14 protein-coding genes are annotated in these 19,804 nt (G+C 35.3%); 6 read left to right on the top strand and 8 right to left on the bottom strand.

The features are described from left to right. Positions 1-2 precede the first annotated feature (2 nt). Positions 3-1,481 (top strand): T9SS type A sorting domain-containing protein, encoded by a 1,479-nt coding sequence (locus QP953_RS07835; protein WP_309554549.1) that lies wholly within the window; start codon positions 3-5, stop codon positions 1,479-1,481. Between the two features lie 52 nt (positions 1,482-1,533). On the opposite strand, the gene QP953_RS07830 is transcribed toward QP953_RS07835, so the two are convergent. Together QP953_RS07830 and QP953_RS07825 are read right to left on the bottom strand one after the other, a co-directional pair. Continuing rightward, entirely contained in the window at positions 1,534-1,749 is a 216-nt protein-coding gene (locus tag QP953_RS07830; RefSeq protein ID WP_052595960.1) for a hypothetical protein, read from the bottom strand. Between the two features lie 354 nt (positions 1,750-2,103). Further along, a complete protein-coding gene (locus QP953_RS07825) occupies positions 2,104-2,514 on the bottom strand; it encodes a hypothetical protein (protein ID WP_309554547.1) in 411 nt (136 codons plus the stop codon). Positions 2,515-3,160: 646 nt separating this feature from the next. Between QP953_RS07825 and QP953_RS07820 the strand changes: the two genes are divergently transcribed. Further along, a complete protein-coding gene (locus tag QP953_RS07820; RefSeq protein WP_309554546.1) occupies positions 3,161-4,342 on the top strand; it encodes a helix-hairpin-helix domain-containing protein in 1,182 nt (393 codons plus the stop codon). A 227-nt stretch (positions 4,343-4,569) separates the two neighbouring features. Continuing rightward, positions 4,570-5,736: a sulfotransferase gene (locus QP953_RS07815; protein WP_052595967.1), complete on the top strand. Its 1,167-nt coding sequence runs from the start codon at positions 4,570-4,572 to the stop codon at positions 5,734-5,736. Positions 5,737-5,977: 241 nt separating this feature from the next. Here the strand turns inward: QP953_RS07815 and QP953_RS07810 are convergent, their stop codons facing one another. The 4 genes from QP953_RS07810 to QP953_RS07795 all read right to left on the bottom strand — a co-directional run bounded on the left by QP953_RS07810 (position 5,978) and on the right by QP953_RS07795 (position 11,604). Next, positions 5,978-6,406, bottom strand: a complete 429-nt coding sequence (locus QP953_RS07810; protein WP_052595969.1) for a M48 family metallopeptidase — start codon at positions 6,404-6,406, stop codon at positions 5,978-5,980. 590 nt (positions 6,407-6,996) lie between these two features. Beyond that, positions 6,997-9,225 (bottom strand): TonB-dependent receptor plug domain-containing protein, encoded by a 2,229-nt coding sequence (locus QP953_RS07805; RefSeq protein ID WP_309554545.1) that lies wholly within the window; start codon positions 9,223-9,225, stop codon positions 6,997-6,999. Positions 9,226-9,309: 84 nt separating this feature from the next. Then, positions 9,310-10,989 (bottom strand): mechanosensitive ion channel family protein, encoded by a 1,680-nt coding sequence (locus tag QP953_RS07800; RefSeq protein WP_309554544.1) that lies wholly within the window; start codon positions 10,987-10,989, stop codon positions 9,310-9,312. 141 nt (positions 10,990-11,130) lie between these two features. Continuing rightward, entirely contained in the window at positions 11,131-11,604 is a 474-nt protein-coding gene (locus QP953_RS07795; protein WP_052595977.1) for a hypothetical protein, read from the bottom strand. Between the two features lie 199 nt (positions 11,605-11,803). Here QP953_RS07795 and QP953_RS07790 point away from each other — a divergent pair, with 199 nt between their 5' ends. Further along, positions 11,804-12,310, top strand: coding sequence for a hypothetical protein (locus QP953_RS07790; protein WP_309554543.1), 507 nt, complete (start codon positions 11,804-11,806; stop codon positions 12,308-12,310). Here QP953_RS07790 and QP953_RS07785 read toward each other — a convergent pair whose 3' ends face one another. Beyond that, positions 12,311-12,760: a hypothetical protein gene (locus tag QP953_RS07785; RefSeq protein ID WP_309554542.1), complete on the bottom strand. Its 450-nt coding sequence runs from the start codon at positions 12,758-12,760 to the stop codon at positions 12,311-12,313. Between the two features lie 391 nt (positions 12,761-13,151). Between QP953_RS07785 and QP953_RS07780 the strand changes: the two genes are divergently transcribed. Together QP953_RS07780 and QP953_RS07775 are read left to right on the top strand one after the other, a co-directional pair. Continuing rightward, entirely contained in the window at positions 13,152-13,436 is a 285-nt protein-coding gene (locus QP953_RS07780; RefSeq protein ID WP_156039739.1) for a hypothetical protein, read from the top strand. A gap of 624 nt (positions 13,437-14,060) precedes the next feature. Beyond that, the gene (locus QP953_RS07775) at positions 14,061-15,974 is read left to right on the top strand and encodes a M43 family zinc metalloprotease (RefSeq protein WP_309554541.1); all 1,914 of its coding nucleotides are present in this window, start codon (positions 14,061-14,063) and stop codon (positions 15,972-15,974) included. Positions 15,975-16,502: 528 nt separating this feature from the next. On the opposite strand, the gene QP953_RS07770 is transcribed toward QP953_RS07775, so the two are convergent. Beyond that, the gene (locus QP953_RS07770; RefSeq protein WP_309554539.1) at positions 16,503-19,481 is read right to left on the bottom strand and encodes a trypsin-like peptidase domain-containing protein; all 2,979 of its coding nucleotides are present in this window, start codon (positions 19,479-19,481) and stop codon (positions 16,503-16,505) included. Positions 19,482-19,804: the final 323 nt, after the last annotated feature.

Here is a 19,804-nt window from a genome sequence, read left to right as displayed (position 1 = left end):
TAATGAAAGTTCTAATCGTCTCGTTATTAGTCTGCTGCATGCCCCTAACCATGTTCAGCCAGGCTCGTGTTATTCTAAATTCTGATTTTGAAACCCCCACCAATCCCCCCAATTCCTTTAGATTCTACCATCATTCCCTAGTAGATGGTTGGAGCAGTACTTCTAGTTCTGGGTTGATGGAATTTTGGAGAAGTCCTTTTAATGGGGTAACCTCTGCTAGTGGTCAGCAACACATCGAATTAAATGCAACACAACCTTCGGATTTGTATGTTGAAATTTGTATGTTCAACAATGAATCTTTTACATGGTCATTTTACCATCGAGGTCGTTCTGGCTTAGATAGTGCTCGTTTGTTAATTGGTCCTCCTGGCGCTGAAGTCCAAATACTTCGTTTTGGAACAGGAAATACGAATTGGGTCCAATACTCTGGAAATTATACCAATACACATGGTAACACTCTAATTAGAATCCTCTTGCAGCCCATTAGTACGGCTTCAGGAAATCAAACTGTTGGCAACTTTATAGATTTGGTAGAAATTACAGGACTAGCTCCTGTCGTAGAATTTGAAAAAAATGCTTATAGTGACACAGAAGCTAGCGGTGGCAATATTCCTAATTTGATTGTAAATGGTCGTGTTCCATCTGGTGGTTTGGGTGTCGATTTGAATATAACCGGTGGTTCTGCATCTTCTTCAAATGACTTCAACCATACCACTACTTTTATCATTCCTGAAGGAAATTATGATGGTTCTCCTAGTTCGGTGGTAAGTATTGCGCCCAATTTTAGTGTCAACGACGATTTTATAGATGAACCAGACGAAGATGTCGTTCTTACACTTGCTAATCCGCAAGGAGGATTAATCATTAGTGATGCCAACTGTGATGCACAAGCCAATCGTTCTACAAGGTATACTATTCTAGATGAAGACATTACGTTCCCTATCGAACTTTCATCTTTTACAGCATTTAGTGATTGCGAACAGACGCAGTTGAGTTGGAGTACTGCAATGGAACTCAACAACAACTATTTCCAAATAGAGCACAGTGTGGATGGAATCAACTGGACTAAAATTGGTCAAGTTCCTAGTAGAGGCAACAGTACAGAAACACAACATTATGATTTTCTTTTCAAGGAAATATTTGTCCAGAACTATTTTAGGCTTCGACAAGTAGATTTTGATGGGAGCTTTAGTTACTCTCCCATTGTTACAACTAAACTTACTGATTGTAATTTAGATGCCAATATCTTGGTCTACCCCAATCCTGTTCACCACTCTAATACAGTCAGTGTTAAAGTAAACACATTGATAAAAGAGCCCTTACAACTAAGAATTATTGATATGTGTGGGCGGCTTTTGATGGAAGAACAAGTGCATCAAAATAGACATGATCTTAATATTGAGCACTTATCACCAGGAGTTTATCAGGTGTTGGTGGAGACAGCAAATACACATTTTGTTCGTCGATTAATCATTCAATAAAACATATAAAAAGGGGATGGTGTTTAGCATCATCCCCTTTTTAGTATTCTACTCATTCGTAGCAATGTTTATGTTTCTTTTTTCGAGTGTATTCTTTTTTGCTTTTATGAATGTGATTTATTTTGCTATATCCATGCGGATTTTCTTCTAGATAGCGTTCTCTCTCTGCGGCTCCTAATGCTTTTTCCAAATCTACAGCTACTGCCAACAACTGCTTTCGTTTAGACTTTTGAACGTTGCTTTGTCGTCGTTTTTTATTCATTTTCATGGTATTGAGTTTTAACAATAGTTAGCTGCGCTGCTACTACGTGGTCGTTGAAAAACTTTATTAATTTACTTCGTGAGTGCTGCGCAGTTGATAATCAGCAAGTTACACCTTTGCTGTGTTTCGTATTAAAACTTTAATTATCAAGCTAGTATAAATGTGCTTTTTTATCTTTTTGGTAACTAAGCTTGCGATCTCACGAGCGCAGCGAGCTAAAAAAGTAAAAAAGCAACGAACTACTATTTTAATTAACACTCCGTTTTTTTGTGTTCAAAAAAAATCTACGAAGTATTATTTGATACAATACTCTTACAACACCTTACTATATCTTATTTGTTCCGTTCTATCTCATTTTCTTTACAAATCCTTTTGCTGTTCTGCTAAGACAGCCAATTTATCAAAAAAGTTTTTATTGATTTTATACCCCGTCCTAAATAAGATATACTCTCCCTCTCCTTCAATCCGAACATCATCCTCTACAAAAACCAAGTGCAAATCTTTGAATAGGATAGCCCAAGCAAAATTATCCAAAGACTTATGAATGTGTACTAAAATACCATTCGGTCGTATCTCTATATTGCTATAAGTCAGATAATGTGATGGATTAATATAAGGTAAAAACACAGGGCTAGATGCCTCGATAATCATCCGTTTAGAGCCAATACCACCTTGTCTGATTCGATATAAAAACGGAAAAGATTTCCCCATCAATGCATTCATTGCTTCAACTGTTTTGCGAAGATTATGAGTAGTATCAAATATTGGCATATATTCTTTTTTAGGTTTACCAACAACTGTTTTCTATCCGATTGGCACGCTTAAAAAACATTCGTTTTAATTTATTAGTACTCCGTTGATTTTTTAGTTTTTCTACGAACCCGCAGGCTCACGAAGTAAAAACGTAAAAAAGCATCTTGCATTAGTTTGATTACCAGCCTTTTAGTGCAAAGGTCAATAAAAAAAACACATCTTACTGATAATCAAACTAATACGATTTTTCAACGGAGTAATGATTTATAACAATTCCCTATATTTTCTAATTGACAAAAGCTAGTCTCTTACAGCGAAAGAAAGCAACCAGCAAAATTGCATACAAAAACGTCATTCCTCTCTCTAAAACTTTTGATTATCAAAAACTTGCCATCACAACCTCTAAAAACTAATCTACGGTAAGGCATATACAATTATTCTTATTATCTTAATTTTTGAATTATTAATAGTTTATTTTTAAATTATACCAAATTGATAATCAACAGAATAGCCCCAACAACCAATTTAAACAAACCTCTATTTAACAACAACATACATAATTATTATTAACAGATAATAATTATATTAATGCAATTTCACTATAAGAATCTTTCAACTCCTTCAACAGTATATTTTATACATTGTTGATTACTTTAATAAAATTATGAACCACCTCAAAGACTTTTTTTATTATTCTCGAATCGAACGCAATGGTGTAATTACCTTACTTGTTATTCTACTTTTGTTAATTTTTTTGCCTTATACCTATACTTTTTTTGTTACCCCTCCTCTAACAGACTTTACCGACTGGAAAGCAGACATCGAGGCATTTGAAGAAGGAATTTCGCAAAAACCAATTGCTAAACATTCTACAACCCAAAAGACCCAAAACTGGAACATGAAGGCAATTAGAGGCGAAAAAGAAGCTGTCACTACTCTAAAACCTCAAAAATTTAATCCCAATACAGTAGATGCAATGGATTTGGAAGCCATGGGATTGCCTGTTAAAACAATCACAAGTATATTGAAATATAGAGCTAAAGGTGGTCAATTTAAAGACAAAGAATCTTTAGAAAAAATATACACCTTGTCCTCCGAACATTATCAACAATTGTATCCATTTATAGACCTAAAAAGCAGAGCAGAAGTGTTGACGCAAAAAACAGCTACAGCATCAACAATTTCCAAACCACTTCCCCCCGCATTTGATTTTGATCCCAATACAGCCACAGGCGAACATTTCGAAGCTTTAGGCTTGGCGAGCAACACCATTCGAAGTATCTTAAACTACCGAGAAAAAGGAGGGCGATTCAGACAAATAGAAGATTTTAAGAAAATATATACGTTACCTGATAGTGTTTACCAACATCTCAAAGCCCATATTAAAATTGTCCAGCAACCCACCTATGCTTCTTCAAAGACGTACTCCCCAAAAACGTATCAGAAAATTGATATTAATACTGCTAGTTTAGAAGACTTTCAACAATTTAGGGGAATTGGTCCTTCTTATGCCAAACGTATTCTAAAGCTAAAAGAGAGCTTAGGAGGCTTCCTTAATAGCCAACAAGTCGGAGAGCTATATAAATTGCCAGATTCTACCTTCCAATCAATGTTGCCCTATCTCGAATGTGCGCCCATTGAGGTTCGAAAAATCAATATCAATACTGCTACCTTGGACGAACTAAAGGCACATCCTTATCTTCGTTGGTTTCACGCCAAAGCAATTATTCATTATCGAGAAACAGAAGGACCTTGGAAAAGTGTTGATTTAATCCAAATTTTGACAGAATTTGATGATGGTAAAGGAACATTTCAAAAGGTCAAACCTTATTTAACCGTTCAATAGTAACTCTTTTTGCCAGACTCTCGTTTATATAACTACGAATCTCCCAAGTCGAATTCCACAACAAAATGAATTATTTGGTTGTTAAAAAAGATGATATACCCACAAAACGTACTAGAATATTGAAAAATTTAGCCTTGCAAACATCATATTTGTAGTCTAGTTTCATATTGTTGGAGTACTTTCTATCTTTGCAGTTAAAATTATATAGTCCAGTGAGAAAAAGAAAAATGGCAAAAATAAAGGAAAATCCTAAAGCAAATTATAAAATTCCAGGTAGTCAACTCTATGTTACTAGAGTTAGCAATTTATGGCGTTTATTCAGTGCGAACAAAACCGATAAAAGTAGACGTTTCTTAAAATTTAGAATCTACTTTTTTTCTATCTTATCCACTCCTTTACAGTGGTTACAACGATTGGTTTTTAGATTCAAATTACGAAATGTTGATTTATCTAAAACGGCTCCTGTTTTTATTTTAGGGCACTGGCGTAGTGGTACAACACACCTTCACTACACCTTGGCTCAAGATAAGCAATTTGTTTATTTGAATAACTTTCAGAGTTTTTTCTTCAACATTTGTATGTCCAAAATGCAGTGGTTCAATCGCCTATTAGCTCCCTTAGTACCTAGTACTCGTCCCATGGACAATATGGAAATGACGCTGGGCAAACCGCAAGAAGAGGAACAAGTATTGAGTAATATTAGTACAACAGCAGGGGTTAATAGTTTTTATTTCCCTAAGAATCGCTCTTACTTTTATAAGTTTAATTTGTTCAAAGGTATCTCTGATAAAGAATATGCTCGATGGAAAAAAGACTACTCGTATATACTGAAGTTAATTTATAAACTAAATGGAGAAGGGCGCTTATTATTAAAAAATCCTAATAATACCGCTCGTATTAAACAGTTGCTCGAATTGTTTCCTAATGCAAAATTTGTTTACATTCATCGCAATCCATTCCGAGTATACCTTTCTACCAAACATTTGCATAGAGCTGTCTTGAGAGATCAACGCCTACAAGAGATCAGCGAAGAAGAAGAAGATAATATGATTTTAGAAAACTACCGTCTAATCAACCAAGGCTATCTTGAAACTAGGGATTTAGTTCCTAAAGGTTCTTTGATTGAGGTTGCCTATGAGGACATTGGTAGTGAAAATGAAATAGACATCTTTAAAAACATCTATGAAACACTTTCTTTAGGAGACTGGGAAAAAGTCGCTCCTACTATCAAAGAGTACTTAGCCTCAAAAGAAGGATACAAAAAAAATCGTTTTATTCCTATTGATCCTGTTATGGTTAAACGCATTCAAAACGAGTGGGGCTTTATGTTTAAAGAATATGGGTACGATTTGGAATATAAAGACAATACCATTCCAACTAGTGTTGTTAAGTAAAAGTTGTTAAACAACTTCTAAATAAAAAAACGCAGCTTAATTGAAAGGCTGCGTTCTTTTTTTGTACAATCGTAATTTTTTTTGAACCGACTATTCATTCCAGTCCATTGGTTCCCGTAAGGCAAAAAAGCACATTCATGTTAGTTTACTTCGTGAGCGATTTGCTTTTAGTTAGCTGTGCGACTACTGCATGATTTAAAGTAAGGCAAAACAAAGATAGCCGTGCAATCAATAAAATCCCCTAAGAGCGATTTGTTTGAAAAAAGTCCCAATACTTTGGATTTTCATCTTCAAAAATGGCACTTCCCTCTTCTTTAAACGCAATTTCAAACTCTTCCATTGCTAATTTTTCATTGCCTTCCTCTAAGTAACATTGAGCCAAGCGGAAATGCAAAAACGGATTGCCTTCGCCCTCTGGGAAGGCTTTAGCTCTATTCAAATTCTCGACTCCCCCTTTGTAATTTCCTACTTGAAAATTAATATCACCAATAGAAACCAATAAAAATGTTCCTGAGGGATATTGCGTTTTGGGTTCTGGCAATAAATCAAATGCTTTCCAAAACTTTTTTAATGCAGGACGATATTTTTCTTGCTCCATATACTCATCTCCTCTATCACAAAGTTCCTCTATTCGGTCAAATACTTCATCGCCTGGATATTCGTGTTCCATATTATCTATATTTTAAAGATTCTTTTATTGTCAGTCTATTAGCTAGTAAAGGTTATTTAAGTAAATTTTGTATGAGCAATAAAAATGACCGTTAACGGAGATTAGACAATGATTTCTGCGCAGCTTTGCGTCCGAACTAGCTTGGCGAAGCATGCAAGCTAGTTCAGCAAACAAGCAGCAAAAATCATCTAATCGTAGTGTTGGGTCTTGATTTTGCTTCTTTTATCAAGAAAAGAAGGACAGAGGAGTAAACTATTCCCTACTGTTAAAAACCAAAAGATATAGTAACTATTCCCATAACTTTTTACATGCATAACCTTTAGTAGTTCGTTGATTTTTTACTTTTTTACCAAAAAGATAAAAAAGCACATTCATATTAGTTTGATAATCAAAATTTTGCCACAGAATGTATTGAAATAATAATTTATTGATTATCAAACTAATAAAGTTTTTCAACGAACTATTGAGCAAGTTACTTTATTAATTAGAGTAATATCTCGTTGAGCACTTTGCTTTTAGTTAACGGCACTACTACTCTATGGTATTTATTTCATTCACTTCGGTTCATAAGTACAGCGAACTACTACGATTTAAAACCTATATTCTATTTGCCCCCTAATTGCAAAAGGTGTCCCAGGCGTAAAATGGATTTCCTCAACACTGTTTAATTCTCCTTTTAATCTAGATTCTGTTGCAAACTGCGTCTCGTTCCACTCCGTATTAAATAAATTTTGAATCACAACACCAAATTTAAACGCTCGCCACTGATAACTTGCATTTAAATCAAACACTCCATAACCTGTTGCTACAATGCTGTTGTCCTCATTGGCAGGTCGGTCGTGAATATATCGATAACGCAAGCCTGCATTTATACCTATTGGATGTTGTATGGCTACACCACCAGAAGAAGTCCAATTAGGAGCTAAAGGTATGTAATTGTTACCTTCCGGTTCATCAATGCTACGAGCATAGGCATAGGTAGCATTCGCATCTAAATACAACCAATCCCAAATTTGATAGTGTATCCCTAAGTCTACCCCTGTTCTGAAACTACTACCACTAGGTTCTACAATAGCTTCGTCTCCAACATATACCATTTCTTGTTCTGAAAAAAGCATCCATACGGCAGCATCAAGTACCAATCTAGAAAAAGGTTTCCACAAGACACCTAAATCTGCACCATAGGCAGCAGGCAATGTTTTGGCAGTCTGTGCGGCAACAACTACCCTAGTATCGTTGCTGTGAAACCCAATCCCTGTTTTTAAGTATAGTTGTAAATTCGTATTGGGACTATACATTATATTTAATTTAGGGCTAACAACAGCTTGGTCAACGGCTTGTAATTGGTAAACGCTATCTAGTAAATCTACATAATTAAACCTAAAATAATCTACCCTTGCGCCCAAGTTAAATCGCCATTTATCAACGGTTAAATTTCCATCAACCCAAGCACCAATATTGGTTTCATCAATATTCCCCAATTTTAAATACGCTAGTACCTCTTGACGATTTTTAGTATGAGATAATTCATTATCATTACTATCATCATAACGAAATCCTAATCCCCCTTTTACCTGTAACTCTACTTTATTCCAAGACCAAAGATGATTTAATTCGGTCTGCCCTCCAAACAAATGGCGCTGTTCGTATTGCTTAATTTGATCGCCATTGATAGAATCGTTGTTAAAGAATGTAAAGTTAGAATACAATTCAAAATTATAATTAGAATAGTATAACTTTGACTGAATACTGGAATGATTGCTTAATAATTTGGTATGCTCAAACTGTACATTTCCACGGCTAGTTTGTCCACCTTCAGTATCGTCAATAGCTCCAAATCGGCTGATCAAACCACCTTCTACTGCTCGTACTGGAATTTGTCCTGAAGCATCCCATTTGCTATAAAAATAACCCGCTTGCAACGATATCTTGTCCCCTTTGGGCAAATGCCCAGTATACTTTCCAAATAAATTAATTCGATTAAAGTTTTGACTACTCTCAAATGGGCCATCGGATAAATTATAGCTAGCAGCAATATAAGCATCGTGCTGCTTCACTTTTTTAAGCAAGTTAAACAAGCCCTTAACTCGCATGGTATTAAAACTCCCATATTCTACCCCAACACTGCTATACTCCAAAGTCTCTTTGGTCTGAAAATCAACATAACCTGCTGTTGTAAAATTTCCTTGTTGTGTGTAATAGGGTCCTTTTCCGAAATCAATACTTTTGACCGTTTCTGGAATAATAAAATGCAAATCTGCATATCCTTGTCCATGTGCATGAGAAACCATATTAACAGGCATTCCGTCTGCACTAATACGAATATCCGTTCCATGGTCAATATCAAAACCACGCAAGAAAATTTGTTCTGCTTTTCCTCCCCCAGCGTGTTGCCCGATCACCAGTCCAGGTACTTGACGCAGCAACTCTTGCGAAGAATTAACAGGGTTTGTTTCCAATCGAATTGCTGTAATAACATTCAAACTTTGAATATCGTTTTTCACAAGCACTTCACTAATGCTAAAATTATTGCCTTTTAGTTGAAAGGTTTGTTCGGTTAAAAAAGATTGTTCGGTTAGTACGACAAATAAATTATCATAAGCTAAATGCGAAATTTCGAGGGTGTCTCCAACTGAATTGCCCTCTAATACAAATTGCCCTTTATTGTCTGTATGGGCATGCATTGCTGTTTGCACATTGATAACATTAACATAATCAATTGCTTGATTATTAACATCAACAACTTTCCCAATAATAGTTTGTTGCCCCAATACCTCTACTGAAAATAGCACGAGGCAAAATAAATAGAAATGTTTCATTAATAAATTGAGTTGTAATGCAGGTGAATAAGTGTATGTCAAAAATATTTTTTTAATTCATTTCGAATTTTCTATTAGTAAAAATCAAGCGCCAGCATCGGGGTATTTTTTCCTAAAATCACTCAAAAACTGTTGCATTTGTTGATCTGCCTCTGATAGTTCAGCCGCTCCATAACTTGGCATCTGCCCTTCTTTCTCTGGCATACTTTCGATATAAACCGAAGTAGATGGAAAGGCAATATGAACATTCATCGCTGCTGCTAGATTTAAAATGCTAAAAATGATTTCTTCTTTGAACTTTAAGTTGTCGGCATAATCTGTGGTGTCAAAAAAGACGACAAACAAAATATCTAAAGAAGACCCACCCATGTTGTTTAGATGAATAAAAGAGGTGTCATTTTTAGTTCTTGGATGTGCTTCATTAATTGCTCGTAAACCTTCGATAAATTTCTCAATCAAAACAGGTGGCGTATAATAAGCAACGCCTATTGTTGTATTAAACCGTCGGTATTTGAGACTTCCCATATTGTTGACCACCATATCTACCAACGAACCATTAGGCACAGAAATTAGAGAACTATCAGGAGTACGAATTCTAGTAGAACGAAATCCAATATCTTCTACGGTTCCTATAATGTCTCCACTACTAATAAAATCTCCCAACTGAAATGGTCGGTCAGCATAAATCATCACAGAACCAATCAGATGCTTTACGGTATCTTGGGCAGCTAAGGCAATCGCCAAACCACCAATAGACAAACCTGCAATCAAAGCGGTCAAGTCAACACTAAATACATCCAAAACATAGATCGCTCCTATTACAATAATAACCACTTTGAGAATGCGAATAAAGATGGGCAAAAGCTGGTCGTCAGACGTGCTTTCTGTTTTGGATACAATTGCTTCAAAATAAGAACGTGCTAATTCTACTGTATTCAAAACAACAAACACAGCACATATTGTATTAAATACTCTGAGAAAGGCTAGGAAGTAGTAACTAATCCAAACAGGCAACATCAAAACAGGGAAGAAAATAAATACGACATAAGCAACTACCAAATAACTAATAATACGCGATATCTTGGTAATAATATTAGAATCAAAATGATTTCTCCCCAACTGGGTATTTGCCAATACTTTAAAAATAATATTTAACAAACGCCAAATTACAAAATTTAAGAGGACGGCAATTAAACCCAACACTAGTATTGCCAAGTATTGCCATGTTTTTATTCCCAAAAAGCTGCTGCCTCCTTGTGGCAATAATTCTAATAAATAATGGCTTCCCAAAGGATAGACTGCTCGATGTAATTCTGGAATTAGCTTAATACTAGCAGGGTCATAACGCCAATAATCTGCATATTGCTTGGCTCGTTTATTTTTCCCAACCATTGGTCTTGTGATGTATATTTCAGGTAGTTCATCTGGAAACAATACATAGACAGCATTTCCACTAGTAGAATCAATATAGTCTGGGTTGTCAGGGATCAAATCTTCTCGAACCATCAACCCTTTGCCATCAAATATTTGTTTCAACTTAATTGCATAATCTCGTATCTTATCGGTTACTTTTTTAGGATCTCCAACCAAAGCAGCAGCAGCTTTATCTAGGTCGTAAAATTCTTCGTTTAAATAATAAATGTGCTGATGTGCTACCTCTTGAGGAGTAGATAAATTCCCTGCTGGTTCTTCCTGTTCTGTTTGTGCTATGAGATTGCCCCAATACAAGAAACACATCAATCCAATTAGTATATTCCGTAACATCTTCTTTTGAGATAATTTTTATGATAAAAATAAAAAAGCTTTCTAAATTCAATTAGAAAGCTAATTTGACACAAAGGTCTATATTTTAAAGAAGAAAACAGTCTATAAATATAAAATATCTACTTACTTTTTTATTTTTTGTTACCCTTCATCCTCTGAGTAGTACGTTGCATCCTCCAAAATGTACAGCAAACGAAAAGGATCGTATTCTTGATCATCTGTTTTTCTATTAATACGTAATGTCCCCTCCAATATAATCGGTTTGTCCATTCTATAAATAATTGGATTTTTGGCTACAATCTCAATAACAGATTCGGGACCTGCTGCACCACAAAAGTAACAAGAACTGTAGGAAAACTTCGACAAGGTCATTCTTCCCTTAGTTAAATCTGCGGGAATAATAAATCCTTTTAAATAGATTTTCTTGCCATCTAATTTCAGAATTTTCTTACCAAACATGGGAGTATTGGTAAATTGTTCTGTAACAGGATCAAATTTATTTTTAAGTGTTACATCCATCATTTCCTCCCAATAATTCACTTCTTTTTTGCGTTGTGCATCTACTTGTACGCTGTATGTCAAGATAACAACCAATAACAATAGTATATTTTTCATTTTAATTATTTTATCCTTATAACCTACAAAACAAGACTCGTTTCTAAATTTTCATATAAAGGAGTTGTTATTTATATAGGGTTATTTGTATTTTTAAGATTAACTGGATTGCTACGATAAACTAGTTGTACAAAAGTATAAAAAAATAGTGCCAGTTTTAGTTTTTGAAAACTAAACTTTATTCACAAAGATTTTTAAGATGACAATAGAAGACTTACTCACCTATATTACTAATGATAAAACTGCTCTATTCCTATTCTTTATTTTATTGCCCATTTTAACAATTATTATTACAGCGATTTCCCGTGGGCGAAGTCTGGAAAAGCCATATTCTTACCTATACTCCATGTTGCTTTTTGAGGTTTGCATCCCAGGCGTTCTATCTATTACCTTATGGATATACTCGATGTTTTTTGAACGCAAAGCTCTCTGGCAACTTCCTTTCTTTATTTACTACCTGCCTGTTATTATCATGGTTCTTTGCATTTATATACTTAAAAAGAAACGAGTTTCTATTCGCCGTTTGCCATGGACAGGAGAGTTATACGAATTTTTAGTTTTACTAATTATCACCTTTGCATCCTTGCTCATTATCATGAAATTGCACATTATTAGTTTCAATCAGCCATGGCAACTAGGGCTTTTTGCGCTACTGTGTTTAAGCACCTTACATCTGCTTTGGAAACGCATGGCAAGTTTGCGCTAACTAAAGGATTTTTACATTCGTCAACCGATAAGGAAATGTATAAGAGTTGGAATCATGAAAGGCATGATTCAATTCTAACACGCCTTCTATCTTATATCTTTTTCCTAATTTAAACACCAACTTTTGAGCATCATTTAGCTCTATCATTGTTATTTTAGGATCTGCAGAACAACCATAAAAAGGTTGCTTGTTTTTTGTTAATAAAGTAATTGAGGTATCCTTATAGGTATAAAAGTAACCCTTTAAACTTATTTTCTTGCCATCCCACTGCTTTACTTGATCCGAAAAGGTAATTTTCCAATAAAAATCTCCTGTTGTTGTATAAGCAGATTCTTCTCTTGTTGTTTCTAATAACCACCAATAGTCCTTAGGTAATTTTTTGAACGAGCAAATTCCGCCTAGCATCAACATCAATGTGATATACCCAAAGAGACGTTTTTTCCATTTCATAGCTCTGTTTATTTATTAAATTGCAGCATTTCTAACGATGTAGATAAATATATTTAAAAAGTGTTTTAAGCTTATTTTTAGATAAATACAAAGGTTTGAAAGGGGCATATGTAGCTATTACTAATCTCCCTAAAAGTGTATAAATCTTTTCAAAACCCACACGTTACTCACCATCCAAGCACAACAATATCTTATTATAAAAACAATAATCCATATATTCTGTTTCTTCACCAAATCTACTCGAAATAAAATAGAATATAGTAACAATTTTTAACAGATTTATTTCAAAACACTAAGGTTATATTAAAATAATCAAGTAGAAATCTTTGGCATATTAGTTGACTAACCTGTTTTTAATCAATCAATTATCTAATTAATTTTTATTTTCGTTATGAGTAAACGATTCATCGTTGCTTCATTTTCTACTTGTATGTTAGTTGCCTGCATGGCATATAACCAACCAAGTAATTCTAATGATGTTGCGTCTGAACAAGAACAAAATGATCATCCATTGATAGATAGTACAATTGTTCCTAAAGACACCGCATCTGATTCTACAATTCGTCTAAAAGGGAAAAACCGCAGTCATTATCGCTACAAAGATTTGGCAAAGGAAAAAGAAAGACGAAAAAAAATAAGAGCTAAATACAATAAAGAGAAGCTCTTAAAAAAATAGTTTTTTTAATACTAATTGAGTTTGTATATTCTTAATCTCTAATGTAGAGATATGGCATACAGACAAAACATAAATCTCTACTAGAAAAGGACTCCCATTAATTGTTCTATCTAGTAGAGTTTTTTTAAAAAAAACAAACCCAAATACTTAATGGCAAAACAGGTTTCAATTAAAATAAAATATGGATACAAGTGATAATTTTGCAAAACAACAAAACAACCAAATAAATAACAAACGTACAGTCTAAACAAACTATTTTTTAGCTTTTTTTTAACCAAAAATTAAATTTAAAGCACTCATTTTATTTTATTTTTAACCTTTAGACTACTTTTTTTTAAAAACATAGGGAATAAAATAATATTTTCCTAAAAAGCTAAAAAAAGTCCTTTTTGATAAAAAAACGCCTTAAACTCACTTTAAAACCCGAATTTAATTTCCTCAAAAACAACGTATAAGCTTACAAAATATAACAAAACTGTGTTCGCTTAGTGCTGAGAAATCCATTTTTTGAGTACACTATTTTTTAAAATAAAATTTTGCGAGAAGTACTTTTTCTGCCTAACATTGTGTGTGCTTCTGCAGAGCATTGATTTAATCACGCTTAAAAAAAAACACACGCTAAAAATGTTTACAATAAAAAAAATAGGAGCAGTTGTCGGACTCTGCTCGTTATTATTCGGACCAATTAATGCTCAACACAGTAGCCATAATCACACACCTGGAAGATCTTGTTATGCGCACGACAAACTACAAGAACAAATGCAACAAGATCCTGTTCTTCAAAGACGCATGAACGACCTAGAAAATACCACCCAACGTTATCTTCAAACACATGGTCAAGCTCGTAATCAGACCCGTAGCATCCCAGTTTATGTTCACGTTCTTTATAGAACCAGTCAAGAAAATATCAGCGATGCCCAAATTCAATCTCAGTTAGACCAATTAAATGCTGATTATGCTGGTACTAATGCAGATTACAACCCTCCTTCTGATTTCAGTTCTGTAGCTGCAGGAAGCACGGGCATTCAATTTACATTAGCAGGAGTAACACGAACACAAACGTCAAAGAGTTCTTGGGGAACCAACGACGACATGAAGAAACCATCAAGAGGAGGGGTTGCTCCAGTTACACCAACCACACATTTAAACATGTGGGTTTGTAACATCGGAGGAGGAATCTTAGGATATGCACAATTTCCTGGTGGTTCATCTTCAACAGACGGTGTTGTAATGTCTCCACAATACTTTGGTAGTGTTAACTATGGCAGTGGCTTCTACCTTTCCGCACCTTTCAACAAAGGTCGTACAACAACTCATGAAGTTGGTCATTATTTAAATCTACGTCACATTTGGGGAGATGGTAATTGTAGCGCCGATGACTTTGTAGATGATACTCCTATCGCAGGCAACCCGAATTATGGCTGTCCTAATTCTAACACGAACTCTTGTAGTGGAGGCAAAAGAGATATGTTTATGAACTACATGGATTATGTAGACGACAACTGTATGTTTATGTTTTCAGCAGGTCAAGAAGCTAGAATGTGGGCTTGCTTAAACACTTCTCGCGATCAACTAGGAACCTCAGGTTCTGGTGGCGGTGGCGGTGGAGGAGGCTCTACTTGTAGCGACAACGAAGTTACCTTAAATTTGGACTTTGACAACTACGCTTCTGAAACTACTTGGACTTTGAAAAATAGTGCTGGTCAAACGGTTTACTCTGGCGGAGGATACTCCAATGGAGATAATGCAACAACTGAAACATTCTGCTTGCCCGATGGTTGTTATGAATTTACAATCAACGACAGCTATGGTGATGGTATCTGCTGTTCGTATGGCAATGGCTCTTACAATTTAGTTGCTGCTGATGGTACCAACTTGGCTAGCGGTGCTTCATTTACCTCTACAGAGACACAACAAATCTGTGTTGGCTCTCCTTCTGGTCCAACTTGCACCGATGTTACCTTGAACTTAAACTTTGATAGATATGGTTCTGAAACATCTTGGTCTCTAAAAAATAGTGCTGGACAAGAGCTTTATAGTGGCAATGGATATACCAATAACAGTCCTAATGTTAGCGAAACATTCTGTTTGCCTGACGGTTGTTATGATTTCACAATCAACGATAGTTATGGTGATGGTATTTGCTGTGCGTATGGCAACGGCTCTTATAGCCTTGTTTCTAATGGTAATACACTAGCTAATGGTGGTTCATTTGGCTCTAGCGAAACAAAACAAATTTGTGTGGGAACCAATGCTCGTACAACCAACCAAACTACTATTGCTGACGAAGCAGCAACAATGGAAATGAACTTATATCCAAATCCTGCAAACAATGTGTTAAATATTGACATCCTAAATCATGATGGAACTTGTATCGGTCGCATTATGGATGCAACTGGCAAGACCTTGTGGACTGGAGATCTTGAAAAAGGCAACAACCAAGTTAATCTAAATCAATTAGCAACAGGTATTTACTACTTCAATGCTGTTAAAGAAGATGGAACTATGGTTACTAAAAAATTCATCAAAAAGGGCTAGATGATCATAAGGCGTATTATAAGGAAGGGACTCCATTTTATGGTGCTTTATAATGCAACAACTAAAATTCTAAATGCTATCTAATTCGCACAACGGTAGGCTACTCTTTGGGTAGCCTACTTTTTTATTTTGAATATTAATTAGCAACACTGCTCTACGTGATTTGCATAATTCTGTTTGAACGATTAACTACCTAAACTAATAATAAACACTGTAGTATTGATGACTAAATGTTAAGCTCAATCTCTTTAAAAACTTTGTCACAACCTACACTCTTTTACTCCTAAGGTCATCATATTTCATTTAATACGTTCCTATTTTTTTGCATTATTATCAAACTAATAAAGCTTTTCAACGACCATGTAGTAGCAGCACAGCTAACTATTGATAAAAAAAACTCCTATCAACTAAATGTCAATAAGAGTTTTCCTTTTTTATAGTTTAATTACTAAAAATCTTAAAAGATTGATCATTAATTGCACAACACTCACAAAATATCATGCAATAGCAGTCCAGCTAACGATTCATTTAATGTTTTACTATCTTTCTAGTAATATGCTCTTGACCATTCGTGAAACTGATAAAATAAACACCAGGTGCCAGATTACCAACTGGTATCATTTTATTCTCTATTGAACCAACCTGCATATTTTGACCTTGAACATTGGTTATAATATAATCAGAAATACCTTGCATATTCGTAGCAACTTCTAAATAATCTCTAAATGGATTCGGTGCAACTTTCAAAAAGGCATCTTTTGGGTTGGTTGTTGATATATTGGTCGTTACCGTTGCAGAACGAATTGAAAAAGCATCAATCGCAATATCAGAAGCAAAACCACTTCCAGTAGAAGCTTTAAAACGAACCTTCAAGTCGGTCGCATTAGCATAAGCAGCAAGATTAAGAGTAATGCTCAACCAGTTGTCTCCATAATCATTAATTCTAGTCAACAAAGTATTCCAGTTCGTAGTAGCCGTTTTTACTTGAACATCTAACCTTCCCATATTTGCCCCATACATATGATAATCAAAGGTCATTTGAGGATCTGTTATGGTTGTCAGATTAAAACAAGGGGTTTCTATAATCGCTGTTTTGGAAGGAAAGTTAGGAGTAGTAGCTTCTACATAAATATAGTATGTTCCATCGTTAGCTGCTGTTGGTCCTGTATTGTTTGACGGTGTTGCTCCAGAGAATATAGTCCAATCCAAATCATCATCACTATCTTGTACCCAATCGCCTAGGGTATTTTCAAAACTTTCATTATAAGGAAAGATCGCGGTTGTTGTTGGGCAAGTATAAACAACATCTGCAATTGATACAGCATCAATAGCAATATCTGAACCCCAAGAACTACCAGTCACCCCATTAAATCGTATTCTCAAATCCGTTGCATTGGTATACGGAGACAAATCAATTGTTGCCGACAGCCAACCATCGCCTTGATCGCCTACTTTTGACCAAACACTTACCCATGTTCCTCCACCAGTACTTATTTCTAGCTCCAACTCCCCCATATCTGCTCCGTACATATGATACATAAATTTCAATTCAGGAAATAAAACACTAGTCAAATCGAAACAAGGACTCTCTAATATAGCTCTCTTATTAGGATTATTAGGTGCCGAAGCCTCCATGTAAGCATAGTAGTTACCATCATTGGCTGTTGTTGGTCCTGTATTCGAAGATTGTGTTGCACCAGAAAGTGTAGCCCAATCAAAATCATCTCCCGTATTTTGAACCCAATCTCCAAATGTATTTTCAAAGCTTTCGTTGTAAGGAAAAGTATTTATAATTGTGCAATTAGGCGTTCCTGAACTAATACCAAATGCATCAATAGCAATATCTGATTCAAAATCGCTTCCTGTCGTGCCATTAAAACGAATTCTCAAAGAAGTTTCATTCGTATAGGCATTCAAATCAACTGTATCTGAAATCCAATTCGCTCCTTGGTTACCCGTTCTTGTCCACAAAGTAGTCCATGTAGAACCGTTGGTGCTCACTTCTAAAGATAAGGTTCCCATTGTTGTTCCATACATGTGATAATCAAAGGTTACCTGCGGATAAGTAACTCCCATCAAGTTAAAGCAAGGGCTTAACAACAAAGCGTTTTTGCTAGGGTTGTTGGGCGCAGAAGCTTCCATATAGGCATAATAACTACCTTCATTGGCTGCCGTAGGTCCTGTATTGGTCGAAACTGTTGCTCCTGACAAAACTGTCCAGTCAAAATCATCCGTTGTTGCTTGTGACCAAGCACCAAATGTATTCTCAAAGCCCTCTGTATAAGGAAAACTCGTGATCGTTGTGCCACAAGGGACTGGAATTGCCCCACCCGAACTATCAATTCCACAGTTGGGCATATCAAGCCCAATATCGGCAATCAATTGATCACTTCTACCACTAGAACCATTGGTACAACCTCCTGTGTTGTGAATTGCAACTACTAAATTAGAATTAAAATCCAAAACTGGAGACCCCGAACTTCCTCCTTCTGTATCAGCAAAATAACGGGCACCTGTTGCTGTAATCTGATTGATAATAGCATTCCCATTCGCATCACCTCCTTGGTCTGTTACTACCGTGATTTCTTTTCTTCTACCTCCTGGATGTCCGACTATATAGATACGATCGCCAACTACCGGAGGGCTTGAACTTAAACTTAGATAGCCATATGTTGAAGTTGGGTTTACAGGTAACTGGACTAGAGTATAATCCAACGCGGCACTTGTCTTTATAAATGTAGCAGAAGTTGCCACAAGATCAGACACTGAATTTCCAGTACCATTACAATTAGTATATTGATAATTGAACATAAAATCTGTATTAGCAGCCTCTGCAGCTGTCCCGATACAATGTTCGTTCGTCATCACATGTCCATCACAGCCCAGTAACCATCCTGTACAAAGACCTCCACCGCCAATTAATAAGCGACAAACAGCTCTACCTTTATCATACATTGTAGTACCATTATAACAAATAACAGGCTCTTTATCATCTGTTCCACAAATAGACTTCGTAGCTAATAAAGCATCTATTTGTGCTTGTGGGTACCCATAAGCAACCTCTGTAATATCAAAACCATAGTGATTCGACCCTGTTTCTGAATGCAACCGAACAACAACTCGTTCGTCAAACAATACTTGCGTCCAAAAATCACTAATCATTGTCATATTCTGATCAATGATTTTACCTCGTCCTGCGTATATAATGGTTTCGCCAGTATTCACGGCAGTTATCTCTACATAGTCTCCTGGTGCTAGATCAAAATTTTTGAAATAAATTTTTATGTACGAAGAATACTTGTTGTAAAATTCTTTTTCGTAAATAACATCTGCTACCCCACTAGGATTATAAGGATGCGCTGTTTGAAAATTCGTAGGAATAACATCTCCCACCTTTAGTGGTGCGTTGATTCCATCTGACGGAGTTAAATCTTCTAAAACTGAAGTTGCAGTTTGTCCCAAAGATAATTCGCAAAAAAAGAGTAAAAAAAATACGATTCTTTTCATTGTAAAAAAGAGTTTGTTAGTTATTTTGATCTAAATCTAATAAAGTTGGGAATTTATCTTCGATTGGGAGTCGATTGGTGAAGATAGTTATGTACAAGAGTAAAATTTGTATAAAAATCAGGTAAGTCATTTTAAATGTTCAAAACTTATTTGTGACAAATAAGTTATGTTGACACCCTCTAATATAAGACATATAAGCACTAAAATAAAATGCTTTTGGGAATTAAAATTTCTTAATTGTTTGTTTCATGATTGCTCAAATCTATTTCCTTTTAGTATGGTATATCTTGTTATTAATAGCAAATTTAGGAAAATGTTTATTT

This window comes from Aureispira sp. CCB-E (assembly GCF_031326345.1).
Classification (GTDB): domain Bacteria; phylum Bacteroidota; class Bacteroidia; order Chitinophagales; family Saprospiraceae; genus Aureispira.
The sequence above is the reverse complement of the archived record's forward strand: the minus strand, read 5'-3'. Positions and strand labels throughout refer to the sequence as shown.